This is a genomic window from Thalassospira sp. GB04J01 (assembly GCF_000751115.1).
GTDB lineage: Bacteria > Pseudomonadota > Alphaproteobacteria > Rhodospirillales > Thalassospiraceae > Thalassospira > Thalassospira lucentensis.
Genome location: NZ_CCDX020000010.1, coordinates 13,422 through 38,320, shown reverse-complemented (window position 1 = coordinate 38,320; position 24,899 = coordinate 13,422). Strand labels below are relative to the sequence as shown.

The following is a 24,899-nucleotide window of genomic DNA, read 5'->3' as shown; positions in this document are numbered from 1 at the left end:
CGGAGCAGGAGGCCAGAGCGGGGTCGGCCGCGCCCTCTTTTTTTCCAGGTTGTGACGTCACGCTGCATCGCTTTTTTTGATGGGGTGCAAACCTCATACTGACGTATCTTTTTGGGTGGGATTCGAGTTCGGGGGGCTGCAACTTTTTTGATGGGTGCTGCGTTATATCGAGGCGTCTTTTTGAGCGGATTGTGGCGTCACGCTGCGTCACCATTTTTGGGCGGGTTGCGGTGTCAGGCGGCGACATCTTCTTGGGTGGGGTGTGGCATTATGTCGCATCACCTTTTTTAGGGTGTTGTGGCGTCGCGCTAGATTATCTTTTGGGCTGAGTTGCAGCGTCATGCAGCATCACTCTTCTTGATGGGCGACGGCGATCTGCTGGGGCACCTTGTGTATGAATGCGGCGTTATGCCGTGTCCCCCTTTTTGGGTGAGGGGCGGCATGACTTGCATCATCTTTTTGGTGAGTTGCGAGGCTACGCTGCATCATCTTTCTTGGTACGTTCCGCCGTCACGTCGCATCGTCTTTTTGGGGGATTGCGGCGTCATGCAGCACATCACGCTTCTTGATGGGCTACGGCATGATGCGGCATCGTTCTTCTTTATGCGTTGTGGCATTCCGCTGGGGCAGCTTGTTGGATGAATGCGGTGTTATGCCGCGTCACCTTTTTTTGGCGGGTTGCGGCGTAGTTCGGCGGCGCCGGGGGTGAGGCGGACGAAGGTGCGGTCGGGCAGGCGCAGATCGACGATCAGGACATCGCGTTCGAGCAGGTCATGTTCGGTATCAAGCACCGCAAGGCGTTGCCATGCCTTGTCCATGTCCTTTTCGGGCAGGCGGACATACATGCCGTTGGCAAGCTGAATGTTCCAGCGGCGGTGGCCGATGCGCTGCGCACCGGTGACTTGATCATAAAGATGGGGTACTGATTTGATGATGCTGAGCATCTCGGCGGCATGTTCGGGGGCGTCATCACCGACCAGAACCGGCAGATCAAGATAATCGCCCAGTTCATAGTTCTGAAGCTGCGCGCCATCGCCATCAATCAGCACATGGTTGCCTTGATCTGTTTGCCAAAGGGCAAGCGGGCGGCGTTCAACGATCGAAACAATCAGGGTATCGGGCAACTGGCGTTCAACAGCAGCCGTGCGCACCCATGACAGCTGCTCGATCCGTTCGCGCGCACTGTCGACGTCAAAGGTAATGATCGGGGTGCCGGGCTTTTTGCCGATGGCTGCCAAAAGCGCATTCGGATCGGTTTTTTCGCGGCCTGATACTTCGATGTTTCTGACCGTCATGCCAAAATCAGCCGACAGGCGAATGGCTTCGTTCTGGGCGATGGTTAACCACGCATCGGCACGCCCGGTTTGCCAAAGCGCAATCGGGCCAAGGGTAAAGACACCAATGAAACCGGTCCACCAGACAACACGCGCGATCCGTTTGACGTTCGAGGCAACGCTGTGTTGTTTATCAAGCTTTTCGCGGCGTTCGCGCGCCTGTTCTTCGAGCGTGCTTGATGTTCCTAACGCTCGCATGAGGCGTCCTCCACCATCCATGCGACGATGTCGGCAAAGCTAAAGCCGTCATGGCGTGCGGCATCGGGGACAAGCGATGTCGGGGTCATGCCGGGCTGGGTGTTGATTTCAAGAATGGCCAGACGGTCGTGTTTGGGGTCATAGCGAAAATCGGCGCGCGCAATTCCCCGGCATCCCAGCGCGCGATAGGCGGCTTCGGCATTCTGGCGCAGCTTGGTGCGCAAATCATCCGAGATATCGGCCGGAACGACATGTTCGGAGCCGCCTTGGGCGTATTTCGATTCAAAATCGTAAAAGGCATGGTTGCCGGTCAGGATTTCAATGACCTCCATCGCCTCGCCATCTTTGACCGCGACGGTCATTTCACGGCCCGGCACGAATTCTTCCTGCATGACGCCAGCCCCATGCACCCAGTCACGGGAAAGCATGTTTTGTTCTTCCTCAGCCGTCAGGATGATTTCAACCCCGACAGAGGATCCTTCGTTATTGGGTTTGAGAACATAGGGTGGGGGCAGGGCCGCACCCTTGGCAATTTCATCGCGCGTGACCCAGACATGGCGGGCGCAGGGAATGTCATATTCCATGAACATCGCCTTGGCCGACATTTTATCCATGGCAATGGCGGACGCGCGCACACCGGAATGGGTATAGGGAATGTCCATGATTTCAAGCAAACCCTGAACCGCACCGTCTTCGCCCCAGCGGCCATGCAGGGCATTGAAAATCACATCGGGTTTGGGATCAATGGCAGAAAGCTGTGCGGCCAGATCGCGGGTCGCGTCAATTTCAGTAACCTGATAGCCCTTTTCACGCAGCGCCTTGATGCATTCGCGCCCCGATGACAATGAGACTTCGCGTTCGGCCGACCAACCGCCATAAATGACTGCGACATGTTTGCTCATGCGTCTTTTCCTATGATTGAGTGGCCAAGGCGTTCGCCAATGCGCCGGATTTCCCAGCGCAAATCAACGCCACTGTGGTCTTTGACCCGTTTTTTGACTTCATCGCCCAACTGTTCAAGATCAAAGGCGGTGGCAGTGCCGAGATTGATCATGAAGTTGCAATGGTGCGGCGACATTTGCGCGCCACCAATGGTCAACCCACGACACCCGGCGGCATCAATGAGCTCCCACGCGCGGTCCGGTGTCGGATTGGCAAAGGTCGACCCACCAGTACGCGACTTGATCGGTTGTGATCCGGCGCGCGCATTCTGAATTTCGGCCATGCGGTTGGCGATTTCACCGGGGTCACCGGATGTGCCACGCAGGATGGCGGATGTGAAAATCCAGTCATCGGGCACGCCGCAATGCCGGTATGTCATGTCCATGTCATCGGGGGTGACGGTATGGAGCAATCCGTTGCCATCAATGGCCGTGGCCGAGACCAGCACATCCTTGATTTCGGTGCCATAGGCCCCGGCATTCATGCGCAGTGCCCCGCCAATGGTGCCCGGAATGCCCGAAAGGAACTCAAGGCCAGCAAGACCGTTCATTTGGGCCGTTTGCGCAACATTGAGATCAAGTGCCCCCCCACCGGCATGAACGGCACCATCTTCGATCACAGTGTCAGTAAATGGACGGCCCAAACGAATGACAACCCCGCGAATGCCGCCATCTCGGACCAGAAGGTTCGATCCCACCCCAATCACCGTTACAGGCATATCGGCGGGCTTGTTTTTCAGAAAACCGGCAAGATCGGCCTCGTCAGCCGGGCGGAACAACACATCAGCCGGACCGCCGACCTGAAACCAGGTGACCTTTGACAATTGCGCGCCTTCGCGCAGCTTGCCACGGACCTTGGGCAGGCGGTCAATCAGGGGTGTGTGGTGTCCCGGCGTGCTCATGGTAACCTCAGTTTTTCAGGGCTTCGAGTTGGGCGGGCAGGGCGTTGGCCCATGCACTGATCGAACCGGCACCAAGGCAGACAACCAGATCGCCCGGTTTGGCCGCAGCGGCGATAACTTCGGCCAGTTTTTCCGGTCCTTCAAGCGCACTGACATGGCGGTGACCCCGGTTGCGCAATCCTTCGACCAGTGCATCGCGCGATGCGCCTTCGATCGGGGTTTCACCGGCTTCATAGACATCGGCGACAATGACGTTGTCGGCATCGTTAAAGCAGGTGCAGAAATCTTCGAACAGGTCATGCAGGCGTGAATAGCGGTGCGGCTGCACCACGGCGATGACATTGTTCTGGGTGGCCTGACGGGCGGCTTTGAGCACCGCCTTGATTTCGACCGGGTGGTGACCGTAATCGTCAATGATGGTAACACCATCAACCTCGCCGGTTTTGGTAAAGCGGCGTTTGACCCCGGTAAAGCCATCAAAGGCGGAGACGATTTTTTCGTCCGGGATGCCCAGTTCAAGGGCGACCGTGATCGCGGCCAGCGAGTTTGACACGTTATGGTCGCCAACCATCGGCAGGCGGACATCCTTGATGATGCGTTCTTCGCTATCGACCCGTTCGCGGATGACGACGTCAAAGACGCTGTCGGAGATGTTGGTGCGCACATTGGTTGCGCGGACATCGGCCTGTGGCGAGAAACCGAATGTGAAAATACGGCGATCGGTGACCCGGCCAATCAGGGCCTGAACTTCGGGATGGTCGATGCACAGAACGGCAAAGCCGTAAAACGGGATGTTTTGAACAAAGTTTTTAAAGGCTTCGCGCAGTTGGTCGAAGTCCTTCCAGTGATCAAGATGTTCCGGGTCGATGTTGGTGACAACCGAAATGGTCGAGGGGACCTTAACAAAGGTGCCATCCGACTCATCGGCCTCAACCACCATCCAGTCGCCATCGCCAAGGCGCGCATTGGTGCCGTATGAATTGATGATGCCGCCATTGATCACGGTCGGATCAAGGCCCGCCGCATCGAGCATGGTGGCAACAAGCGACGTGGTGGTGGTTTTGCCGTGCGTGCCGCCAACCGCAATCGCGGCCTTAAGGCGCATCAGTTCGGCCAGCATTTCAGACCGGCGGACAACCGGGATCATATCAGCACGTGCGGCGATGACTTCGGGGTTGTCAGATTTAACCGCGGTTGAAATCACAACCACGTTGGCATCGGTGATGTTGCCAGCTTCGTGGCCGACAAAGACCTTAATGCCAAGACCGCGCAGGCGCTGAACATTGGCATTGTCAGAGATGTCAGACCCTTGGACCGAATAGCCAAGGTTATGGAGAATTTCGGCAATACCGGACATACCGATGCCGCCAATACCGACAAAATGGATGGTGCCGATGTTGAGCGGCAGGGTGTTCATTGCGTGTCTCCTTGGTCTTTTTTACTTATGTTTTCTGCATCCGGGGTGCCTGCCGGGTTGAGACCCAGCATATCAAGCACCATATCGGCCAGCCGTTCGGCAGCATTGGCACGTCCGGCGGTTTTGGCGGCCTTTGCTGCACGGGTCAAGGCCGCCGGATTGCGCAAAAGCTTTGCCAGCCGGTCGGTGACGGTTTCACTGGAAAAGCGGTCCTGGGGCATAAGCCATGCACCACCGGCGTCTTCGACCTGCTGGGCATTGAAACGTTGATGATCATCAATGGCATGGGGGAGTGGCACCAGCAAACCGGGACGCCCGGCGGCGGTCAGTTCGGCGACGGTTGATGCGCCAGAACGGGCAATCACCAGATGGCAATCGCGCAGGCGTTCGGGGATGTCATCGATAAAGGATGCCAATGTCACATCAATGCCCGACCCGTCATAGGTCTTGCGCACCGCATTGATGTCTTCGTCGCGGGCCTGCTGGGTGACGACAAGGCGGGTGCGAATGCCTTCTGGCAGGTTGACCAGTGCGGTCGGCAGGATTTCGGATAGAACACGTGCGCCCTGTGACCCGCCGGTGATCAGAAGTTTGATTGGGCCGTCTTCGGTCGGTACGTCATAGGTGCTGTTGGCAAGGGCGGCGACTTCGGCGCGCACCGGGTTGCCAGTCCAGATGACCTTGTTCTGATCGGTCGGATCGATCAGGGTGACGGTGGGGAATGACGTGGCAATGCGTTTGGCCGCCCCTGCGACCAATCGGTTGGCACGGCCCAAAACCGCGTTTTGTTCATGAATGGCAAACGGAATGCCAAGCCACTTGGCCGACATGGTGGCCGGGATGGAGGCATATCCGCCAAAGCCGATGACGACAGCCGGTTTGGCCTTTTTAATTATCGAGCGGGCTTTGAGCGTGCCAAGGCCAAGACGGGCAGCACCCATCAGGCGGCCTTTAATCCCCTTACCGGCGATCCCGCCCGCGGGCAGGATGATGGTTTGCACCCCATCGACCCCGTCGGTGTAGCGCGCGGCCCGTGCATCGGTGAAAAACAGCACCTTTGCGCCGCGCCGCACCAGCGCCTTTGACAGGGCAACGGCGGGGAACATGTGACCGCCCGTCCCGCCGGATGTCACGGCGATGACCTGCCCGGCAAGCGGGGCCTCATTGGTGGTGGAAATATCAGGTTGTGTGAGTTTCGTCATCTCGTCCACATGTTAAACGACGGCACGCGCCAAGGTTCCCCCATCAAAACCCGATAAAGGTTAATATCCCTTCAAGCGGGGGCGTTTATAGGGCGGGAATTTGTCGTTTTTTTGGGACGGGGGGTGTCGTTGGGATGTTTGAGGGCGGGGAAGGTGGTGACGTGCTGTTTAAGGCTGCGTTCGTGGTGGGATGGACTCCCGCCTTCGCGGGAGTGACGGTGTTTTTGTATTGGGGATGTCGCCGCTTGGGCGTCATTCCCGCGCAGGCGCAAAACTGTCTGGGGTTCGTTATTTACCCGAACGCTTAGCCCTTCAACAAAGTTGCTATCGGATAGAATGCGTACATTGCTGAAAATGCACCGATGATGAATGATAGCAGAGACATTGAAGCGCAAATTATTGCGCGTTGATCCCATTTCCGTTCCTTGGCTTCGTCGAGAGAAGCCGTGTCGGGACGTTTTTCAAAAGTCTGAGCGTCAAATGATTCGTTGCTCCCTTTTCTGTGTGCTCTGTAGGCATCAATGAAATCATTGGTCACAGATTCAAGATGTCGTCCCTTCTTTCTGAGGGAGATATGCATCGAAAACTGTGCAAAAAGGGCAAAGAACAAGCCAAACATAAAAAGTACAATAGCTAAAAATAGTCCGTGAATTTCAGGTGTAGGCGATAAACTTTTTAGTGTGGCTAAAGCGGGAATAGTTCCCCCATTTAGGAGTATCAAACTTTTGAAACTGTCGTTGGCAATAGTATGAGTGTGACTCAATATATCCATTCGCCAGTTTTGCACGGTATCTACACGAGATATCGCATAGTAGTCGACGTCCGTTAGATTTTCGTTTTTGCCAATCATCGAAAACTCTCCCCAACATTTTAAAGCTGCAATTTAAAGTATATTTGCCAAACGCCTGATGTCACGTTGTTTGGTGGGGTTTGCTGTTGTGTGAGATCTAGGCCTTACAGGGTGGTTGAGGGATGCACGATGGACTCCCGCCTTCGCGGGAGTGACGGTGTTTTGGGTGTTGGGGAGATGACGAATAAAAGGGGACAGTCCCCTTTTGGGGCATGAGGGCATATGTGTGGCGGGGTGGCAACCTGCCACTTGCAAGGGCTGGACAATCATGCCCGTTACGGGTATAGTTTGAGGGTGAATGAGTATGGACGTCTTGAAGCGAAAGGACTTTGCACGGTGGCAGGCGGGCGAGAAACTATCTGATGCGGCGCTATGCAAGGCGGTCCAGGAAATGGAAAGCGGACTGATTGATGCCGACTTGGGCGGCCACCTCTATAAAAAACGGGTCGCTCGCCCAGGTGGAGGTAAGAGCGGTGGCTACCGCACATTATTGTCGGCTCGTGTTGGCCACCGTTATGTATTTCTGCATGGGTTCCCGAAAAGCGACAAGGCGAACATCACGCGAGACGAGAAAAAAGCACTGCAATATGCTGGCAAAGTATTTCTGGAGCTATCAGCCAAGGAGTTGGTAAAGGCATTGCAGGCGGGTGTTTTACTGGAGGTGTGTTGTGACGAACAAAATCATTGAATCCCTGCGCGGTGATCTGGCCGCATTGCACGACGCCGGCGCGATCAGCAAAGTGACGATGCGTGAATTCGACGCGATCTGCCCGCCGCCGGTGCGCAAGTTCAGCGCCGACGACATCAAGCGTCTGCGTGAAGCGCTGCACTTCAGTCAGCCAGTGTTCGCCCATCATCTGCACACCACCGCCTCGACGGTACGCAAGTGGGAACAGGGTGAAACGCACCCAGCCGGCCCGGCGCTCAAGCTGCTCAACGTCATCGCTGACAAGGGCTTGCAGGCCATTATCTGATGAGTGTAAGCCGGAGATACAGATAGCGGCGTCAGAAAAAGCCTATAAGATTTGTATTAAGGCTTTGAGGTTCGCGGGCGTAAGCCTTCCCTCATTGTCCAAAGAAATTGAAAAAGCTCATCCTTAGTGGTGGGCTTTTTCTTTTTTCAGTTCGGTATGGTTTCGCGCTTTAGGCGTGTCGAATGATCGCATGGGTTGTTTATGGCTGCAACTGTCGCTAAATGCCACTTCTGAACGGCTGCTTGTGCTGAACAAGGATGTCTTAATTCGCAAGCCTGCAACTTAATTTTTCTGATCGATATGCCTTCTGGTAGACCTCAATCATCTCACGGCAAATAAGCTCGTTATCACCGTAGCCGAATATCAACCCTACTTTGAAGTTCTGATCAGTTAGAAAATCTCCCCCCTTGATAATCCAGTAATCTCCACTGCTACTGATCGGTGTTTTAACTGCGTTTTCAAGTCTTTCCATGCGTTCGTCATAGGACTCATCACATCCGGAAAGTAGCAGAACGGCGGTGAAAATAGCAGTACGGATCATGTCGTTCACTCCCCTAACGACAAAATCATGCCAGTCCCACCGTTGAACGTCTATTTCAATTGTGGATGAAACCTCATACAGCGGCTCAAAGACTTATCTGTTTTCACTCAGGCAGCGGAATTTGCCATCCCATGGACTCCCGCCTTCGCGGGAGTGACGGTGTTTTTGTATTGGGGATGTCGCCGCTTGGGCGTCATTCCCGCGCAGGCGGGAATCCATCTTTGCGGGTGGCACGGTGTCTGAGGTTTAAGCCGTATCGATTTTATAGAGAACTGAATCAACACGGTTGGTCAGGCGGTCATAGAGGCGCTGTGCTCCATGGTTGTCGCCAGCGGTGAGCCAGTAAAGGCGGCCCCAGTCGTTCTTTTTTGCCTGCGCCTGTAATGCCGTCATCATGTGTCCGCCAATGCCCCCGCCCCGGTGATCAGGTGACACCCAGAAATCTTCGAGATAGGCCACATTGCGCAGGGAAAATGTGTGCGGGTGGATGATGAGGTGGGCCAGTCCGACCACCGTGTGGTCATCGTTTGTCCCATCAATCGCCAGCCATGCCTGCATGGCGTGATCGGGATCAAGAATACGTTGCCACAGGCCATCAATCACATCGTCGGGCATGTCGGGTGCGCCAAAATTGACGATGTTTTGGCGCCAAAGTCGTTCCCAGCCATCGCGGTGATGGGGCTCGGCCTGTTGGATACTGATCATGTTGATCCTTTGATGTTCCTAATCACGGGGTTTGTCGTCTGCGGCGTGATGGACTCCCGCCTTCGCGGGAGTGACGGTGTTGGGCTGTTGTTTCGATGAAGTGTCATTCCCGCGAAGGCGGGAATCCATTACGCACCGTTCGCGGACCGTTATTCGCCCGGACGTTTGCGGGTGAGGGCGAGAACAAAGCCCATGCCAATCGCAATGCCGATGGTGGCGGAACCGCCGTAGGAGACAAACGGCAGGGTCATGCCTTTTGGCGGGACCAGTTGCAAGGTGGAGGCCATGTTGATCACGGCCTGCAAGCCGAACTGCACCAGAATGCCGGTTACCGCCAGCACGACGAACAGGTTGCGTTCGCCCATCAGGCGTGAAAGCCCCCGCATGATGATGAAGGCAAAGACGCCGACAACCAGCACACAGAACAGCAAGCCGAATTCTTCGCCCGCCACGGCAAAGATAAAGTCGGAATGGGCATCGGGGATCGAGTTTTTGACCCAGCCTTCGCCCGGTCCACGGCCCATGATGCCGCCGTTCATGAAAGCTTCCATCGAACGTTCGATTTGATAGTTGTCGCCCGAGGCCGGATCAAGGAAGCGGTCCACACGTGATTGCACGTGCGGTAAGATCAAATAGGCACTGACCGCAAGGCCAACCGCGCCCAAGCCCAGACAAAACACCAGAATGATCGGAAGGCCAGCGAGGAAGATTTGTACCGACCAGATGGAGGTCACAACCACGGTTTGGCCAAAGTCAGGCTGGATCATCAGAAGGAAAATACACAGGGCCAGCATCAGGCTGCTGACGATGTAGCCAGGGAAATTCGGGTTGAGGCGACCTTCGGCGAACATCCATGCGACGACAACCGCAAAGGCCGGTTTTAGAAACTCGGACGGTTGGATCGTGATGCCTGCAAGGTGGATCCAGCGCACAGCGCCTTTGATCTCCGACCCGATGAACGGGGTGATGATCAAAAGGAAAATGACGCCAAGGAACATGATCGAGGCCAGCCTTCGGACCCATTTCACCGGCAGCAGCGAAATTGAGAACATGCAGGCGGCAGCCAGCCCCAAGAAGACAAACTGGCGGGTGACGAAGTGGAAGCTATCGACATTGATACGGTCGGCCACCGGCGGGCTTGCCGACATGACCAGAAGTGCGCCAATGCCCATCAGCAAAATGATGGCGGCAAGGAACCAGCGATCAACCGTCCACCACCAGATGCCCAGAACGGAGGTGTCCGCGCGGGAAAAGGCAATATTGGTATTCTGACCAAACAGCGATTTCATGAGCGTTCCTGCGCGTTGGTGGCGAGATGGGCATAAATGTCGCGGAAGGCATCGCCGCGGGCTTCGAAACTTTTGAATTGATCAAACGACGCGCAGGCCGGGGTCAGCATGACCACCGGGGCGTCATCGCCATGTTGACGGGCGTCTTCAAAGGCGGCCCTGGTGGCGACATCGAGGGTTTGGCATTTTTCCCACGGCAGATCGGTACCCAGTGCGTCGGCAAACTCGTTGGTGGCCGCCCCGATCAAATAGGCCTTTTTGATGTTGGGGTAGAATGCCTCAAGCCCGGCGATGCCGCCTTCCTTGGGTTTGCCGCCGACAATCCAGTAGATATTCTGATAGGCCGAGAGTGCCTTGGCGGATGCTTCGGCATTGGTGGCCTTGCTGTCATTGACAAAGACAACGCCGTCAATGGTGCCCAAGCGTTCCTGACGATGGGCAAGACCCGGAAATGACAGGATGCCATCAATGATCCGGGTGGCATCGACACCGCGTGCACGACAGAGCGCATAGGCAAAGGCAATGTTTTGCCAGTTATGTTTGCCGGGCATCTGAGCAACAGTGGTGAGATCGAGAATACGGGTTTGTGCGCCCGACAGATCATCAATCAACCAGCCATCGGAAACATAAATGCCGTGATCAACCGGCTGATTGACCGAAATTTCGATGATGTGGCGGCCGCCTTCGCGGGCCAGTTCGACCGACATTTTGGCACAAGGTTCATCGTCAATTGAAATGATCGCCCATTTCGGGCCCTTGTTGCGCGCAAAGATTTGATGTTTGGCCCCGATATAGCCATCCATCCCGCCGTGACGATCCAGATGGTCGGGCGTGATGTTTAAAAGCGCACAGGCATCAAAGGCGGCCTCGGCCAGAAGGTCAAGCTGATAGGACGACAGTTCAAGCACCAGGCAATCATCAGGCCCGGACGGTTCAAGACCAAGGGCGGCATTGCCAAGATTGCCCCCGGCCTGCGTTTTGATCCCGGCACCGGCCAGAATATGGGCGGTGAGTGCGGTGGTGGTTGATTTGCCGTTGGTGCCGGTGATCGCCAAGGTTGGCACATCGGGCTGTGCGGTACAGAGCAATTCAACGTCACAAATGATCGGGACACCGGCCCGGCGTGCCTTTTCAGCCGCCGGATGCGGGGTCGGGAAGGTGGACGGGATGCCGGGACTTATGACCAGCATGTCGGGTTCGGTCCAGTCACACTCGGTCAGATTGATCGGGGCCAAGCCCAATGGTTCGATCAGATCACGACCCGATGCGTTGTCATCCCACGCCCAGACAATCGCCCCGGCATTGATCAATGCCTTCACACTGGCAAGACCCGATTTGCCGAGCCCCAGAACCGCGATGGTTTTGCCGCGCAAGTGTGAAAGATCAATCAAGGGTGTGTTCCTTAGCGAAGTTTAAGGGTGGCAAGCCCGACAAGGGCAAGGATCACGGCAATGATCCAGAAACGAATGACGATGGTTGCTTCCTGCCAGCCCTTTTTTTCAAAATGGTGATGCAGGGGGGCCATGCGAAACACGCGCTTTCCGGTCAGTTTGAACGAGCCGACCTGAATGATCACCGACAGGGTTTCAAGCACAAACAAGCCACCAATGATGGCCAGAACCAGTTCGTGTTTGGTGACAACCGAAACCGCCCCAAGGGCACCGCCCAAGGCAAGCGACCCGGTATCGCCCATAAACACCATGGCAGGCGGGGCGTTGTACCACAGGAAGCCAAGGCCGGCACCGACCAGCGCGCCAAGGAAGATGGTGAGTTCGCCTGATCCGGCGACGTAATGAACCTGAAGATATTCGGCGAACTGGATGTTACCGATCAAATAGGTGATCAGCGCAAAACTGGCCGCGGCAATCATCACCGGCACAATCGCAAGACCATCCAGCCCATCGGTCAGGTTGACCGAATTTGACGCCCCGACCATGACAAACATGGCAAACGGGATAAAGAACCAGCCGAGATCAAGCAGGTAGTTCTTGAAAAACGGGAAGGCCAGTGCGGTCGAAAGCGGATCGGCGGTGTTGTAGGAAATCCAGAAGGCGGCAAGGGCGGCGATGGAAAACTGACCAAGCAGCTTTATCTTGCCGGGTAAACCCTTGGTATTTTTCTTGGACACCTTGAGGAAGTCATCAAGGAAGCCCAGGAAGCCATAGCCGATGGTGACGAGCAAAACCGCCCAGACATAGGCATTGGTCAGATCGGCCCATAAAAGGGTGGCGATGGATGTTGAAATCAACAGCAAAAGGCCGCCCATGGTGGGGGTGCCTTTTTTGGTCAGAAGGTGACCTTCCGGGCCGTCTTCGCGGATCGGCTGACCTTCGCTTTGTTTGGACCGCAACCAGCGGATCAGGGACGGGCCCAGAACAAAAGCAAGGATAAGCGATGTTATGATCGCGCCGCCTGTGCGGAACGTGATGTACCGAAACAGGTTGAAAACCGGCATCTGATCGGCCAGCGGATAAAGCAGATTATAGAGCATTGCTCTTGTCGTTCCTTCTGCGACGAATTTCTATTGGGGTGCGGGTTTGTCGACCACGCCGCCCGATTTTAACGCCGATACAATTTTCGAAACGTAAATGCCAAGCGATCCTTTGATCAAAACCACGTCGCCGGGCTTAAGATCGGCCTTAATCGGCGCAATTGCGGCCTCCGCAGTTTCGAAATGTCCGGCATTTATGGCGTCTGGCAGGGTTTTATCAAGTTCAGCCATCAAGGGACCGACGCAATAGACCCGGTTAATTTCCATCGCGGTCAGGGGATGATGAAGGTCAGCATGCATTTTAACCGCATCATCGCCCAGTTCGCGCATGTCGCCCAGAACCGCGATCTTGCGACCACCCTCGGCGGGTTTGGTTTGGGCAAGAACCTTGATCCCGGCCATCATGGATGTCGGATTGGCGTTATAGGCATCATCAATCAGGGTAAAGGTGCCGTTACCCGAGGGCAGTTTGACCGTGGATGTTTCGCCCCGGCCAGCGGGCGGGGTGACATCGGCCAGATCGCGCGCGGCGCGTTCGACATCCGCACCAATGGCCGCGACACAGCCCAGAACCGCGAGTGAATTGACCACCCAGTGTTCGCCGGGGCAGCCAATGAAATATTCCAGTTCATGGCCATCAATGCGCGCGCGCACCGCACTGCCATCATTGACGATGTTGGCTTCAAACAGGCGGTAATTGGCAACCGCATCGGTGCCAAATGATTTGATGTCGGTCAGGCCCAGTTCCTTGGCCCGGCGTGCCAGCGCGAAATAATGCAGATTGTCACGGTTGAGGATCACCGCGCCATTTTTGTCCAGACCATCAAAAATCTCGGCCTTGGCCATGGCGATTTCGGCTTCGTCCTTGAAATATTCGGTGTGCGCGCCGACGACAGTGGTGATCATGGCAACCGATGGTTTGACCATCTTGACCAGCGGGCTGATTTCGCCGGGATGGTTCATGCCGATTTCAAGCACGGCGTATTGCGCATCGACCGGAAGGGTCGCCAGACTGATCGGAACACCCCAATGGTTGTTAAAGCTGGCCGGGCTGGCGTGGGTTTTGCCCTGCTGGCTCAGCACATATTTTAGGGCTTCCTTGGTGCCGGTTTTACCGACACTGCCGGTGATGGCGACGATTTTGGCGTTGCTTCGTGCGCGCCCGGCCTCGCCCAGACGGTTCAGGGCGGCCATGGTGTCATCGACCAGAAGGATTTTATCGGGATCGGTAATGCCGGTCGCGTCATCGACCATGACGGCGGACGCACCGGCATCAAGGGCGGCCTGTGCAAATGTGTGACCGTCAAAATTCGGGCCCTTAAGGGCGATGAACAGATCGCCCCTGGTGACCTTGCGGCTGTCGATTGAGATGCCAGATACCGTCCAGTCGCCGGATGTTGTGCCACCGGTTGCGGTTTGGGCATCTTGTGCCGTCCATAAAACAGCCTTGGTCATAGGGTTACTTTCTTTCTCATCAGGCCGTTACGACCAGGGTGCCGTAACGGGAATTTATGGTCAGTTGCCACCGGCAAGGATGCTGCGCGCGACAGATGCATCATCAAACGGCATCACCTGATCGCCGATGATCTGGCCGCGTTCGTGGCCCTTGCCCGCGATGATCAAAACATCGTTGCGTTGCAGGATGCCGATGCCGCGTTTGATCGCATCTGCGCGGTCGCCAATTTCAATGCCGCCGTCACATGCCTTTTTGATGGCAGCGCGAATGGTGGCGGGATTTTCGCTGCGCGGGTTGTCATCGGTGATGATGGCAATATCGGCGAAATCCTGTGCGACCTTGCCCATCAAGGGGCGTTTGCCGGTATCACGGTCGCCACCCGCGCCAAAGACACAGACAATGCGTCCTTTGCAATGCGGACGGACAGCCTTGATCACGGTTTCAAGCGCATCGGGGGTATGGGCGTAATCAACAAACACCGGGGCACCAAAGCTGGTTTTGCCAACCAGTTCCATGCGACCCCGCACACCTTCAAGCTTTTCAAGGGCAAGAACCGCCGGGTCAATATCGGCACCCGAGGCGATAACAATCGCAAGGGCGGCGAGCGCGTTCATCACCTGAAAGCTGCCCATCAGCGGCAGGTGAATTTTGTATTCACCCTTGTTTGCCAGAAGGGTCAGTTTGGTGCCGGTGCTATCCGGGACAGCGGAGACCAGTTTGATGTCATCGGCATTTTCGCCGTAGGACATTACGGTTAAGCCGCGCTTCTCGCACATGGATTTGAGGGTCGCGAACTGTTCGACATCGGCGTTCAGCACCGCGGTGCCATCGGCCACCAGAAGGTCCGAGAACAGGCGGGCCTTGGCCGCGAAGTATTTATCAAAGCTGCCGTGGTAATCAAGATGATCGCGCGACAGGTTGGTAAAGGCGGCCACGGTGACCTTGACCCCGTCAAGGCGATGCTGGTCAAGCCCGTGCGAGCTTGCCTCCATCGCGACATGGGTGACACCGATTTCAGACATTTCATTTAAGGATTGATGCAGGGCAACCGGATCCGGCGTGGTCAGCGAGCCGGGAATTTTTGCCCCCGCAGCGCGAATGCCAAGGGTGCCGATGGAACCCGACATGTTGCCCATGATCGTCCAGAGTTGTTCGGTAAAGATCGCGGTCGATGTTTTACCGTTGGTGCCGGTGATTGCCGCGATGTTGGCAGGTTGCTGCCCATAAAAGCGCGCGGCAAGCTGTGCGTAGCGCTTTCGCGGGTTTTCAACCGGGATCAGGGGAACCGTCGGGGCACTTGGACGGGGCGTTCCGTCCTTGGCCAAAATGGCGGCGGCGCCGAGCTTGATCGCATCGGCGATATATTTCGAGCCGTCGTCTTTGGCACCAGACAGGGCGGCAAAGATATAGCCATCCTTTACGGTGCGTGAGTCTGCTGTCAGGCCCGTAATGTTCGGGTCCTGTCCTTGGGCATGTTTAAGTGCCGCTTGATCACCTGCCATGAGTTCAGAAAGACGCAAGTTTGCGTTCCCCTTTGCGAAGTTCAATCTGCAACGCTTGCTCGATCTCCGGCGCCTTCGCATTCGCCGGTTCAATGCCCAAAAGGGGAGCAATACGTGTCACAACCTTGCCAACCGCAGGGGCGGACACCCATCCTGCTGTGGCAAATCCATAGGTTTTTTTTGTGCCTTTGGGCTCGTCTAGCGTCACCAGAACCACATATTTCGGGTCCTGCATCGGGAAGGCGGCGACAAAGGTCGACATGCGGGCGTTCTTTACGTAGCGCCCGTTCACGAGTTTTTCCGAGGTGCCGGTCTTCCCGCCAAGGAAGTAGCCCGCCACTTCGGCGTTTTTGCCCGATCCTTCGGTCACAACCAGACGCATCAAACGGCGCATCAGGTCAGACGTTTCTCGGGAAAAGACACGTTCGCCTGCCGGGGCACCGTCCTGTCTGAGGATGGTGGACGGGCGGCGAATACCACCGTTTGCAATGGTGGAAATGCCGTTGACGACCTGAAGCGGGGTGACGGCAATGCCGTGACCAAAGGCAATGGTCATGGTGTTGATTTCACGCCATGGATTGGGCACAAGCGGCCCGCCGACTTCAGGAAGTTCGATTTCTGGCTTGTCGAGCATGCCAAGCTTTTTAAGGTATTTTTGCTGGGTCGCGCCGCCAAAGGCCATCGCCATGCGGGCCGAACCGATGTTCGAGCTGTGGACCAGAATTTCCGGCACGGTCAGCCAGCGGTTTTCGCCATGATAATCACGGATCGAGAAACGTGCGACCCGGAGCGGTTCGGTGGCATCATACGCGGAATTCAGGGTGGCCGAGCCTGTCTCAAGCGCAATCGCGGTGTTAAACAGTTTGAACACCGAGCCCATTTCATAGACGCCCAGCGTGCTGCGGTTGAACCGCGCATCCGCAGGCGCCTGACCGGGGCGGTGCGGGTCAAAGTTGGGAAGGGAGGTCATGGCGATGACTTCGCCGGTGTAGACATCCATCACAAGCCCGGCAGCCCCGACCGCACTGTAGGTTTCCATCGCACTTTCGACTTCTTCCTCAAGCGCGTATTGCACCCGGGTATCGACCGACAATTGCAACGGACCGTTATTGATGCGCAGTTCGTTATCGAATTCGCGTTCGGCACCGGCAATGCCGTTGTTATCGATATCGGTAAAGCCGAGCACGTGTGAGAACAGGCGACCATGCGGATAAACGCGGCGCTCTTCACGTTGGAAATTCAGACCGGGAACGCCCAGCGAGTTGACTTCATATTGCTGTTCGGGGGTCAGGTTGCGGCGGATCCAGACGAAAGCCTTGCGCGAGCTTAAATGCCGGATCAGCGTATCGCGGTCCAGATCGGGCAGAGCCGTTAGCAGCATGTCGGCGGATTCAACCGGGTCCTTCACGACACGGGCATCGGCATAAAGCGAATTGGTTGGAAGATCGGTCGCAAGCAAAATGCCGTTGCGATCGACGATGTCAGCGCGTTCGGTTTTAAGTTCGCGCGCATCGGTTCCCGAGGCCACAGCAGGTTCATTGCCCTGACGCAGAACAGAAGCATCGACCAGACCATAGGTGATCCAGGTAAAGCCAACGATGAACATCGCGCCGGTGATGAAAATGCGGTTACGTGCAGTTTCAATCGCCAGACGTTCACGTTGATCAGGTCCGAGTTCCGGACGATCCCCGCGCAGCCAGTATGAGAAACGCATGAAGCTCATCGCGTGCCTCCTGCGGTGGCGGCGACAGAGGGGGCGTCAATGATCATGGCATCGGCGGCCTCGTCAGACATCAGATCGCCCGGACGGGCACGTGGGAGCGGCAGGAAGGCAACCGCCTCGCCAAACTTGTCCAGACGATAAAGATGCTGATCGGCATTTTCGGGCAAATCGTCGATGCTGGCCATCTGCAGAATATCGATCTGCGCCAGGCTGAGATATTGCTGGGATAACCGTTCGATCCGTTCAGGATTGTTCAGGTAGCTCCATTCGGCCTGAAGCACATGGATGGTTTCCTGTTCGGCCAGAATGTCGGACTGAATATCAGCGTAACGTTTTTCAAGGCGTTCGACTTCGTGACTGACCCAATAGGTGCCAGTCCCAATCAGGATGGTCAGAAGCAAGCCGATAATTGTCACTGCGCGGGTCATTCTTTACCCCCTTGCGCAGTCGTCGCGGGCTGATCGTTGCGGGCAACCGCACGCAGTTTGGCCGAACGCGCACGCGGGTTGGCGCGAATTTCGTCCTTCTGGCCGGTGACGGCCTTGCGGGTGATCGTCGTGAAGGTCGGCGTTGCGACTTCGGGTTCGCCCGGAAGACGACGCGACATTTTGTTCGGATCGCCCGAACGTTCCTTCATAAATGTTTTGACCTGACGGTCTTCCAACGAATGGAAGGTAACAACCACCAGACGGCCACCGGGTTTCAGCAAAGTTTCGGCCGCACCCATCGCGCGTTCAAGTTCGCCAAGTTCGTCATTTACAAAAATGCGCAGCGCCTGAAACGTGCGGGTGGCCGGATCAATGCCGTCCTTGGATTTGCGCACGACCGAGCGCACCGCACGGGCAAGCTGGGAAGTCGTGGTAAAGGGTTCTTCGGCGCGCATTTCCATGATTTTACGCGCGACCTTGCGCGAGGCGCGTTCTTCGCCGTAGCGGTAAATGACGTTGGCGATGTCTTCTTCTTCGGCGGTGTTGATGAAATCAGCCGCCGTTGGACCCGCCATCGACATGCGCATATCAAGCGGGCCGTCGGTGCGGAATGAAAAGCCGCGATCCGCCTGATCGATCTGCATCGATGAAACGCCGATATCAAGCACGATGCCGTCAACTTGTGGTGCGCCAGCAGCCGGGATCAGTTTGCCGATCTCGCCAAAGCAGCCTTCGACCATGTGGAAGCGACCGTTGTAGTCGGCTTCCATTTTCTGGCCGCTGGCAACCGCAGTCGGGTCGCGGTCAATGCCGAAAAGTTCACACTGGGCGGAATCAAGAATGGCGCGGGAGTAACCGCCTGCGCCAAACGTACCATCCACCATGATTTCGCCGTCACCGGGTGCAAGAGCGTCAAGCACCTCGCGGAGCAAAACCGGTTTGTGCGGGCGATCTTCTGTCGCAAAGCTGATGTCTTTGTCGCTCATGATGCATCCTCCTCGGTTGGGGCACGCGGGCGTGTGCCGTTCGAGGGTTCAGTCATCGGTTTGAGTTTGAGTGTCGCGCCGCGGTTCAACGTCCGGGTCCGGCTGGCATCTTGCAGGGGTGTAAAGATGTCAGGGTTCCACAGACGGAAGGTGCGACCACGGCCAACAAAGGCGACCTGATCTTCGATGCGGGCATATTCGATGAGTTCGGCGGGCAGAATGATGCGGCCTTCGCCGTCATAGGGCAGCATGTGCGAGGAGCCAAGGATGGTATCGGCCAGATCGTCGGCCTCGTCCGAGAACATGTCGAGTTCATCAAGCGAAGCTGCGATGCGCTCCATATGGCTTTCGCTGCAGCCTTCAAGGGCGCTTTCCTTGTGGGATTGATACAGGTAGATGCCAGCGAATTCTTCACGTTCAAGGGCCGCACGGAACCGCTTGGGGACGGATACGCGTCCCTTCCGGTCCAGCTTGTGAATGTGCGTCCCTGTGAACAGCACTTCGCCATTCCCCTGATCAAAAAAACCAATTCAAAAACAGCTTCCCAAATGGGAGGTCAGATGACCGCTTGCTGTTTGAAATGGATATGCCCCGCATGGCACAGAAATTATGCCTGCTTATGGGGTACCATGGGAAATGATGGGGGTCAATGGGATTTGATGGGTTCAGATGTGACGTTTTAGGGTATTTCCAGTGCTTCCGTTGTATATGCAAAAAGCCTGATTTCCGCCAAAAACGCTTTGAATCACGGTGTTATCCATCTCCTGCCCATGAAATCCCAAAGGTGGTCCATGGGAACCCATGGGGGCGCTAAAAAAACGGGTGTATGGGTTCTTATGGACGCGGCGTGTTTGGTGTAGCTTGCGGGCATGACATATGAAGACAATTTGCGATTTAAGTCCCAATCGGGTTTGATGCGCGGATAAACTCCTGCAAGATGTTAGGATCAGGACGTGTCCTGCGCGGCATGCAGGACGGGACTTAAAGACAGCAACAGATACTGGCGCGGGGCAGCGTCAGTGAGATGAAGGACGCGATTGTTGCGGATAAAAGCTGCCATTTTCTTAATGGGTTGTGCGTTTCTGGCGATATCGATCACGCCAAGCGGCGTGGTCCCCTATGTGCAGGGTGTTCATGCGCAAGGTTTGACGCTGGATCAGGCCGGGGGTGGGTCAACCTCGCCCGAGGTTACATCGCCGCAAATGCGCGAACTTCTGCCGCTGATTATGAAGCAACTGCAAAATAACCCTGAACTGATGTCGCGCTTTGGCATGGGGGGACTGGGTGGGTTATCGGGTCTGTCGGGTCTTGATGGTGCCAGCGATGGTGCCAGCGATGGTAATGGTGCTGGAATGACCGGCATTCCGGGTGCCGGGACCAATGTTCCCGGCCTGAATGAGGCGATTGCCAAGGCACTGGCGGAAAAAAATGGCGGAACCGGGGTGGTACCACAGGGGATCCCCGAACAGGTCAAGCTGTACCGCGAACAATTCCACCCGGTTGATATTGATCAGGATGGTCGCATTGGTGCGGAAGAAGCCGCATCCTATGCCAGCTGGATGTTTCGGCGGCGCGATATCAACGGTGATAGTGTGCTGGTCGTGCGAGAATTTTCGGCTGTTGAGCAACTGCCCGGATCGCCCGAAGCCAACCGGCAGCGGCTGCGCACCGAGAGCCGTCGTCTGGAATTATTGTTCGCGCAATATGATACCGATAAGGACAGTATGATCAGCAAGGATGAATTCCTGGCCCAAGCCAAAAGTGCATTTGACGACAAACGCGGAACCGAACCGGATGTTGATCCGTTTACATTCCAGACGGTGTTGCCGTTCTAGGGGCAGATCATCGGGGCGGCGTCACGGAAGTTTCATGCCCCAACAGGTTGTTTCCCGGTTTTGATGGCCGGGTGTATATCAGACACTCATGACAAAAACTGATCCATAATTTGGCCCATAATCTGGCCGTGATCAAACGACAGGCCAGCACCGACGGAGAGAGGCCATGGACACCAACGAATTTTTCGCACCCGCACGTACGACCTCCGATGAGGGCAGCAGCAGCGAAAATGCGACCGTTACAGAAACGCATGATGGCGCATCTGGCGCGGCTGCGACGGAAGCGGGCGTTGCAAAGGTGCCAGGTGTTTCGAATGTTTCGAGTGTTTCAGGCGATGAAACAACCGCGACACCATCTGGCAAGTCGCCAGTGTCAAAGGCACCACGGACGCCGGTCTGGGTGGATCTTTTATCGCCAAGCAGTGATGAAATCCACGAAATCGAAAAACGATTTGGCATTGAAGTTCCGACCCGCGAAGAAATGCAGGAAATTGAGCTGTCATCGCGGTTGTATGATGAAGATGGCGCGTTGTTCATGACGGTATCGGTGTTGAACCGTGCGGCATCGGACGCACCGCAAACAGCAGTTGTGACGTTCATTCTGGTCAAGAAAACCCTGATCACCCTGCGCTATGCCGACCCGGTGCCGTTCAAAACCTTTATCCGGCGGGTCAACCGCAGCCCGTCGCTTGCCAGCAGTGCGGACGCGGTTCTTTTCGGGTTGCTTGAACAGATTGTGGATCGATTGGCCGATGTGATGGAACAGACGGCAACCGATCTTGAGGGGCTGTCCAATCAGGTTTTTGCCAGTCCCGAAGACCGGAAATCAGATCAGGGGCATCAGGACACCCTGCGTCAGATCGGGCGGGCAGGCAACCTGTCGGGCAAGGCCAAAGACAGTTTGTTGAACCTGCATCGGCTTGGCTTGTTCCTGTCGACACAGACGCGGCTTAAAAAGGATGCCAAGGCGCGGCTTAAGATCATTTCGCGCGATATCGTGTCGATTACCGAGCACGCCAATTTCATCGCCAACAAGGTGACCTTCCTGCTGGATGCGACGCTGGGCATGATCAGTCTGGAACAGAACAACATCATCAAGATTTTCTCGGTCGCGGCGGCGGCCTTTTTGCCGCCAACCCTGATTGCCAGCATTTACGGCATGAATTTCGAGGTCATGCCCGAACTTGACTGGCAATTTGGCTATCCGGTGGCGATTGGTTTGATGGTTTTGTCGGCGGTGTTGCCGCTTTGGTATTTCAAGCGGAAGGGCTGGCTTTAAAGCGTTCGCGATAGTCACTTGGTGCGACGCCCAGATGCTTGATAAAGCAGCGGCGCATGCGTTCATCATCGCCAAAGCCACAGGTGAGGGAGATCTGGCTGATGCGTTTTTCAGTTTGTTCAAGGGCGGTTCGGGCCGCTTCGAGGCGCATCAGTTCGATGCTTCGTGCGGGGCTTTGGCCGGTTGCGGATTTGTAGCTTCGCGAAAAGTTACGCGGGCTCATCCCGGCCTGTTCGGCCAGATCTTCGACCGACAGTCGGGTATGCAGGTTTTGCGTGATCCAGCCATGCAGCCCGTCAAAGCGTCCGGTGCTGTCGCGGGCCTGATGTTCGAGTGGCAGGCTGAATTGCGATTGCCCGCCGGGGCGGCGAATGAAAACAATCAGGCTGCGCGCAACGGCAAGGGCGGCCTCACGGCCCAGATCCTGTTCAATCATTGCAACTGCCATATCGATCCCGGTGGTGACTCCGGCCGATGTCCAGACCGGACCATCGTGGACATAAATCGGATCCGATGCGACGTGGCTTTGCGGGAACATGTCTTGTAAGCGTTGGCACCAGCGCCAGTGGGTGACGCAAGACCGCCCATCAAGCAGGCCAGCCGCCCCCAGAATGAAGGCCCCGATGCAGACCGATCCGATCCGGGAAACCGTGCTGCGGTGTTTTTCAAGCCAGCCGATCAGATGTCTGTCGCGGGTGGCGTTAAGTGTTTCATCTGATCCGGCGGCGATGAGGGTATGGATTTTATCAGGATCAAGATCGGCAATCGCAACGGTATCAAGCGCAATGCCGGTATCGGTCATCATCGGACCCCCATGGCTGGATGCCAGAACGGTGCGATAGGCGCGATCACCCGTTGCCGGATCGGTGGCCTCGTGAAAGGCTTGCAATGGGCCGGTGACATCAAGCATGACGGTTTGAGGTGTCAGAATGAAAACAATCAGACGCGACATGGGTATGGGCCTTGTGAAACGTTCTGGCATAAAATGAGGGGTTATTGTCATTTATGACAAAAGGCATCGCGTTAGTCTAGGTGGCAGGTCATCGCGACCGATGATGATTTTTGATTTAGGAACCAAAAATGACACAGAACGAGAGTGCCGCCCTGATCCTGATTGACTGGCAGAAGGGGTTTTCCGATCTTGCCTATTGGGGCAATCGTAATAATCGCACGGCCGAGGAAAATGGCGCGACACTGTTGGCTCATTGGCGGGCAATGGGATGGCCGGTTATTCATGTACGCCACGACAGCATAACACCGCAGTCACGCCTGCATCCCGATCATCCGGGTCATGCCTTTATCGACTTTGCCAACCCCCGCGATGGTGAGCCGATCTATGGCAAATTGGTCAATTCTGCGTTTATCGGCACGACGCTTGAAACTGATTTGCGTGCGCGTGGTATTCAAAAGATTGTGCTGTGCGGGATTTCGACGGATCACTGTGTGAATACGACAACGCGCATGGGCGGGAATCTTGGGTTTGATGTGACTGTTGCGGCGGATGCCTGCTATGCTTTTGACCGCCAATTGCCTGATGGGCGCGTGTTTCGCGCAGATGTGGTGCATGACGTGGCGCTGGCCAGCCTTAATGGTGAATTTGCCGCGGTTAAAACAGTCGCACAGATCATTGCCGGGTGATCGGCAATTGACTTGCGTTTGCAGCTGACGCAATTTGCCCCCTGATTTCCGCAAAAGGTGCCCCCATGACCAAAATTGATACCCAAGAAAAGCTGCGTGCCATCTATGGTGCCCCCCTTGAAGTTGCCGTTTCAAAATGCCTTTCCGCACTTGATCCGCACTGCAAGCATTTCATCGATCTGGCACCTTTTGCCGTGATTTCATCGGCAGATTCGAGCGGGGATGCGGATGTCAGCCCGCGCGGTGATGGTCCGGGCTTTATCAAGGTTCTCGATGACAACACCATCCTGATGCCTGATCGTCCGGGCAATAACCGGGTTGATACGCTGGCCAATATTGTCGAAAACCCGAAGGTCGGGATGCTGTTTTTTGTGCCGGGCATCAATGAGACATTGCGGGTAAATGGCGTTGCTGAAATCCGTACCGATCCGGAATTGCTGGCACTGTTTGCCGATACACCAAAGCCGCCGGTCACGGTGATCAAGGTGACGGTCGAGGAAGCGTTCCTGCATTGTGCGAAATCGCTGATGCGGTCCAAATTGTGGGATGCCAGTGCCCAGATCGACCGCAAGACGTTGCCGACCCTTGGCAAAATGATCAAGGATCAGACTGCTGCGAATTTCGAGGTCGGGACACAGGAAGAAGCCGATAAGTATTTCGCGGCATCGATTGCCGAGCGCGGATAAGCTGAGCGGTTTTGCGTGGCGTATGAATTTTAATGCAAGGCGATGACGGGATGTCATCGCCTTTGTCGTATTGGCGTTAAAAAATAAGACCAGATGGCCTGTAAGCCGGGTTCTGTCCATGCGGCAAGCCGCACTGTATGGCCATTCATCTGGGACGTCCGTCGCCGAACGCCTCCTGCAACCAACCCGAATGGTGGTGCGAAAACCCACCTGCCGACAATGCCGAAGCATCCGGCCGACCATTCCTATTAGGTTTTGCTCCCGGTGGGGTTTACCATGCGTCCCGCATTGCTGAAGGACCGGTGCGCTCTTACCGCACCCTTTCACCCTTGCCGAATGGCTTGCGCGATTCGGTGGTTTCCTTTCTGTGGCACTTTCCCTAGGGTCGCCCCCGCCAGACGTTATCTGGCACCGTGTTTCCGTGGAGCCCGGACTTTCCTCCCCTGCTGCGAACAGCAAGGGCGACCATCCGGCCATCTGGTTGCGGTGATGTAGGTTAGATGGGGTCGTTCGTCAAGAAAA

The 24,899-nt window shown here is 56.0% G+C and carries 24 protein-coding genes and 1 other RNA gene; 6 read left to right on the top strand and 19 right to left on the bottom strand.

Features of this window, described 5'->3' with window-relative positions; genetic code table 11:
• Nucleotides 1-650: 650 nt before the first annotated feature.
• The 6 genes from AMM48_RS09665 to AMM48_RS09640 all read right to left on the bottom strand — a co-directional run bounded on the left by AMM48_RS09665 (nt 651) and on the right by AMM48_RS09640 (nt 6,844).
• Entirely contained in the window at nt 651-1,532 is an 882-nt protein-coding gene (locus AMM48_RS09665; RefSeq protein WP_102783856.1) for an FtsQ-type POTRA domain-containing protein, read from the bottom strand.
• The gene (locus tag AMM48_RS09660; protein WP_102783855.1) at nt 1,520-2,434 is read right to left on the bottom strand and encodes a D-alanine--D-alanine ligase; all 915 of its coding nucleotides are present in this window, start codon (nt 2,432-2,434) and stop codon (nt 1,520-1,522) included. Before AMM48_RS09660 ends, AMM48_RS09665 begins: the two co-directional genes overlap by 13 nt.
• Entirely contained in the window at nt 2,431-3,375 is a 945-nt protein-coding gene (murB, locus tag AMM48_RS09655) for a UDP-N-acetylmuramate dehydrogenase (RefSeq protein WP_102783854.1), read from the bottom strand. The genes AMM48_RS09660 and murB overlap by 4 nt, the downstream gene beginning before the upstream one ends.
• Before the next feature lie 7 nt (nt 3,376-3,382).
• On the bottom strand, nt 3,383-4,792 hold the full coding sequence (gene murC / locus AMM48_RS09650; RefSeq protein WP_022732904.1) for a UDP-N-acetylmuramate--L-alanine ligase: 1,410 nt from the start codon (nt 4,790-4,792) through the stop codon (nt 3,383-3,385).
• Nucleotides 4,789-5,994 (bottom strand): undecaprenyldiphospho-muramoylpentapeptide beta-N-acetylglucosaminyltransferase, encoded by a 1,206-nt coding sequence (murG, locus tag AMM48_RS09645; protein ID WP_102783853.1) that lies wholly within the window; start codon nt 5,992-5,994, stop codon nt 4,789-4,791. The genes murC and murG overlap by 4 nt, the downstream gene beginning before the upstream one ends.
• Nucleotides 5,995-6,298: 304 nt before the next feature.
• The gene (locus AMM48_RS09640) at nt 6,299-6,844 is read right to left on the bottom strand and encodes a hypothetical protein (RefSeq protein WP_102783852.1); all 546 of its coding nucleotides are present in this window, start codon (nt 6,842-6,844) and stop codon (nt 6,299-6,301) included.
• A 304-nt stretch (nt 6,845-7,148) separates the two neighbouring features.
• On the opposite strand from AMM48_RS09640, the gene AMM48_RS09635 reads away from it, so the two are divergent.
• Complete coding sequence (locus AMM48_RS09635) at nt 7,149-7,532, top strand: type II toxin-antitoxin system RelE/ParE family toxin (RefSeq protein ID WP_102783851.1); 384 nt, start codon at nt 7,149-7,151, stop codon at nt 7,530-7,532.
• Nucleotides 7,513-7,818, top strand: coding sequence for a DNA-binding transcriptional regulator (locus AMM48_RS09630; RefSeq protein ID WP_102783850.1), 306 nt, complete (start codon nt 7,513-7,515; stop codon nt 7,816-7,818). The genes AMM48_RS09635 and AMM48_RS09630 overlap by 20 nt, the downstream gene beginning before the upstream one ends.
• 262 nt (nt 7,819-8,080) lie before the next feature.
• Here the strand turns inward: AMM48_RS09630 and AMM48_RS09625 are convergent, their stop codons facing one another.
• The 11 genes from AMM48_RS09625 to AMM48_RS09575 form a co-directional block, all read right to left on the bottom strand.
• Nucleotides 8,081-8,359, bottom strand: coding sequence for a hypothetical protein (locus tag AMM48_RS09625; protein WP_102783849.1), 279 nt, complete (start codon nt 8,357-8,359; stop codon nt 8,081-8,083).
• A gap of 246 nt (nt 8,360-8,605) precedes the next feature.
• A complete protein-coding gene (locus tag AMM48_RS09620) occupies nt 8,606-9,064 on the bottom strand; it encodes a GNAT family N-acetyltransferase (protein WP_102783848.1) in 459 nt (152 codons plus the stop codon).
• Between the two features lie 149 nt (nt 9,065-9,213).
• Nucleotides 9,214-10,353 (bottom strand): putative lipid II flippase FtsW, encoded by a 1,140-nt coding sequence (ftsW, locus tag AMM48_RS09615; RefSeq protein WP_102783847.1) that lies wholly within the window; start codon nt 10,351-10,353, stop codon nt 9,214-9,216.
• Nucleotides 10,350-11,744, bottom strand: coding sequence for a UDP-N-acetylmuramoyl-L-alanine--D-glutamate ligase (gene murD, locus AMM48_RS09610; RefSeq protein WP_102783846.1), 1,395 nt, complete (start codon nt 11,742-11,744; stop codon nt 10,350-10,352). Before murD ends, ftsW begins: the two co-directional genes overlap by 4 nt.
• Nucleotides 11,745-11,755: 11 nt before the next feature.
• The gene (gene mraY / locus AMM48_RS09605) at nt 11,756-12,844 is read right to left on the bottom strand and encodes a phospho-N-acetylmuramoyl-pentapeptide-transferase (protein WP_022732911.1); all 1,089 of its coding nucleotides are present in this window, start codon (nt 12,842-12,844) and stop codon (nt 11,756-11,758) included.
• A 30-nt stretch (nt 12,845-12,874) separates the two neighbouring features.
• Complete coding sequence (gene murF / locus AMM48_RS09600) at nt 12,875-14,299, bottom strand: UDP-N-acetylmuramoyl-tripeptide--D-alanyl-D-alanine ligase (RefSeq protein WP_102783845.1); 1,425 nt, start codon at nt 14,297-14,299, stop codon at nt 12,875-12,877.
• A 60-nt stretch (nt 14,300-14,359) separates the two neighbouring features.
• Nucleotides 14,360-15,820 carry a UDP-N-acetylmuramoyl-L-alanyl-D-glutamate--2,6-diaminopimelate ligase gene (locus tag AMM48_RS09595; protein WP_102783844.1) on the bottom strand — a complete coding sequence of 487 codons (1,461 nt, stop codon included), beginning with the start codon at nt 15,818-15,820 and terminating at the stop codon, nt 14,360-14,362.
• Nucleotides 15,807-17,525, bottom strand: a complete 1,719-nt coding sequence (locus tag AMM48_RS09590) for a penicillin-binding protein 2 (protein WP_102783843.1) — start codon at nt 17,523-17,525, stop codon at nt 15,807-15,809. The genes AMM48_RS09595 and AMM48_RS09590 overlap by 14 nt, the downstream gene beginning before the upstream one ends.
• A complete protein-coding gene (locus AMM48_RS09585; RefSeq protein ID WP_022732915.1) occupies nt 17,522-17,953 on the bottom strand; it encodes a hypothetical protein in 432 nt (143 codons plus the stop codon). The genes AMM48_RS09590 and AMM48_RS09585 overlap by 4 nt, the downstream gene beginning before the upstream one ends.
• The gene (gene rsmH, locus AMM48_RS09580; protein WP_102783842.1) at nt 17,950-18,939 is read right to left on the bottom strand and encodes a 16S rRNA (cytosine(1402)-N(4))-methyltransferase RsmH; all 990 of its coding nucleotides are present in this window, start codon (nt 18,937-18,939) and stop codon (nt 17,950-17,952) included. The genes AMM48_RS09585 and rsmH overlap by 4 nt, the downstream gene beginning before the upstream one ends.
• Nucleotides 18,936-19,439 carry a division/cell wall cluster transcriptional repressor MraZ gene (locus tag AMM48_RS09575; RefSeq protein ID WP_022732917.1) on the bottom strand — a complete coding sequence of 168 codons (504 nt, stop codon included), beginning with the start codon at nt 19,437-19,439 and terminating at the stop codon, nt 18,936-18,938. Before AMM48_RS09575 ends, rsmH begins: the two co-directional genes overlap by 4 nt.
• Nucleotides 19,440-19,979: 540 nt before the next feature.
• On the opposite strand from AMM48_RS09575, the gene AMM48_RS09570 reads away from it, so the two are divergent.
• Nucleotides 19,980-20,774, top strand: coding sequence for a hypothetical protein (locus AMM48_RS09570; protein WP_244271179.1), 795 nt, complete (start codon nt 19,980-19,982; stop codon nt 20,772-20,774).
• 166 nt (nt 20,775-20,940) lie between these two features.
• Nucleotides 20,941-22,053 carry a magnesium/cobalt transporter CorA gene (gene corA / locus AMM48_RS09565; protein ID WP_102783840.1) on the top strand — a complete coding sequence of 371 codons (1,113 nt, stop codon included), beginning with the start codon at nt 20,941-20,943 and terminating at the stop codon, nt 22,051-22,053.
• On the opposite strand, the gene AMM48_RS09560 is transcribed toward corA, so the two are convergent.
• On the bottom strand, nt 22,031-23,005 hold the full coding sequence (locus tag AMM48_RS09560; protein WP_244271178.1) for a helix-turn-helix domain-containing protein: 975 nt from the start codon (nt 23,003-23,005) through the stop codon (nt 22,031-22,033). The two genes, corA and AMM48_RS09560, sit on opposite strands and share 23 nt — an antisense overlap.
• 128 nt (nt 23,006-23,133) lie before the next feature.
• Here AMM48_RS09560 and AMM48_RS09555 point away from each other — a divergent pair, with 128 nt between their 5' ends.
• Together AMM48_RS09555 and AMM48_RS09550 are read left to right on the top strand one after the other, a co-directional pair.
• Complete coding sequence (locus AMM48_RS09555) at nt 23,134-23,691, top strand: cysteine hydrolase family protein (protein ID WP_102783839.1); 558 nt, start codon at nt 23,134-23,136, stop codon at nt 23,689-23,691.
• 65 nt (nt 23,692-23,756) lie between these two features.
• Nucleotides 23,757-24,377 carry a pyridoxamine 5'-phosphate oxidase family protein gene (locus tag AMM48_RS09550; protein ID WP_102783838.1) on the top strand — a complete coding sequence of 207 codons (621 nt, stop codon included), beginning with the start codon at nt 23,757-23,759 and terminating at the stop codon, nt 24,375-24,377.
• 85 nt (nt 24,378-24,462) lie between these two features.
• Here the strand turns inward: AMM48_RS09550 and rnpB are convergent.
• Nucleotides 24,463-24,858: RNase P RNA component class A (rnpB, locus tag AMM48_RS09545), an RNA gene on the bottom strand.
• Nucleotides 24,859-24,899: the final 41 nt, after the last annotated feature.

Bases quoted from the DNA above. Each gene is read 5' to 3' on its own strand.
- AMM48_RS09665 (WP_102783856.1), bottom strand. From the start codon at position 1,532: ATGCGAGCGTTAGGAACATCAAGCACGCTCGAAGAACAGGCGCGCGAA.
- AMM48_RS09660 (WP_102783855.1), bottom strand. From the start codon at position 2,434: ATGAGCAAACATGTCGCAGTCATTTATGGCGGTTGGTCGGCCGAACGC.
- murB (WP_102783854.1), bottom strand. From the start codon at position 3,375: ATGAGCACGCCGGGACACCACACACCCCTGATTGACCGCCTGCCCAAG.
- murC (WP_022732904.1), bottom strand. From the start codon at position 4,792: ATGAACACCCTGCCGCTCAACATCGGCACCATCCATTTTGTCGGTATT.
- murG (WP_102783853.1), bottom strand. From the start codon at position 5,994: ATGACGAAACTCACACAACCTGATATTTCCACCACCAATGAGGCCCCG.
- AMM48_RS09640 (WP_102783852.1), bottom strand. From the start codon at position 6,844: ATGATTGGCAAAAACGAAAATCTAACGGACGTCGACTACTATGCGATA.
- AMM48_RS09635 (WP_102783851.1), top strand. From the start codon at position 7,149: ATGGACGTCTTGAAGCGAAAGGACTTTGCACGGTGGCAGGCGGGCGAG.
- AMM48_RS09625 (WP_102783849.1), bottom strand. From the start codon at position 8,359: ATGATCCGTACTGCTATTTTCACCGCCGTTCTGCTACTTTCCGGATGT.
- AMM48_RS09620 (WP_102783848.1), bottom strand. From the start codon at position 9,064: ATGATCAGTATCCAACAGGCCGAGCCCCATCACCGCGATGGCTGGGAA.
- ftsW (WP_102783847.1), bottom strand. From the start codon at position 10,353: ATGAAATCGCTGTTTGGTCAGAATACCAATATTGCCTTTTCCCGCGCG.
- mraY (WP_022732911.1), bottom strand. From the start codon at position 12,844: ATGCTCTATAATCTGCTTTATCCGCTGGCCGATCAGATGCCGGTTTTC.
- murF (WP_102783845.1), bottom strand. From the start codon at position 14,299: ATGACCAAGGCTGTTTTATGGACGGCACAAGATGCCCAAACCGCAACC.
- AMM48_RS09590 (WP_102783843.1), bottom strand. From the start codon at position 17,525: ATGAGCTTCATGCGTTTCTCATACTGGCTGCGCGGGGATCGTCCGGAA.
- AMM48_RS09585 (WP_022732915.1), bottom strand. From the start codon at position 17,953: ATGACCCGCGCAGTGACAATTATCGGCTTGCTTCTGACCATCCTGATT.
- rsmH (WP_102783842.1), bottom strand. From the start codon at position 18,939: ATGAGCGACAAAGACATCAGCTTTGCGACAGAAGATCGCCCGCACAAA.
- corA (WP_102783840.1), top strand. From the start codon at position 20,941: ATGGACACCAACGAATTTTTCGCACCCGCACGTACGACCTCCGATGAG.
- AMM48_RS09560 (WP_244271178.1), bottom strand. From the start codon at position 23,005: ATGTCGCGTCTGATTGTTTTCATTCTGACACCTCAAACCGTCATGCTT.
- AMM48_RS09555 (WP_102783839.1), top strand. From the start codon at position 23,134: ATGACACAGAACGAGAGTGCCGCCCTGATCCTGATTGACTGGCAGAAG.
- AMM48_RS09550 (WP_102783838.1), top strand. From the start codon at position 23,757: ATGACCAAAATTGATACCCAAGAAAAGCTGCGTGCCATCTATGGTGCC.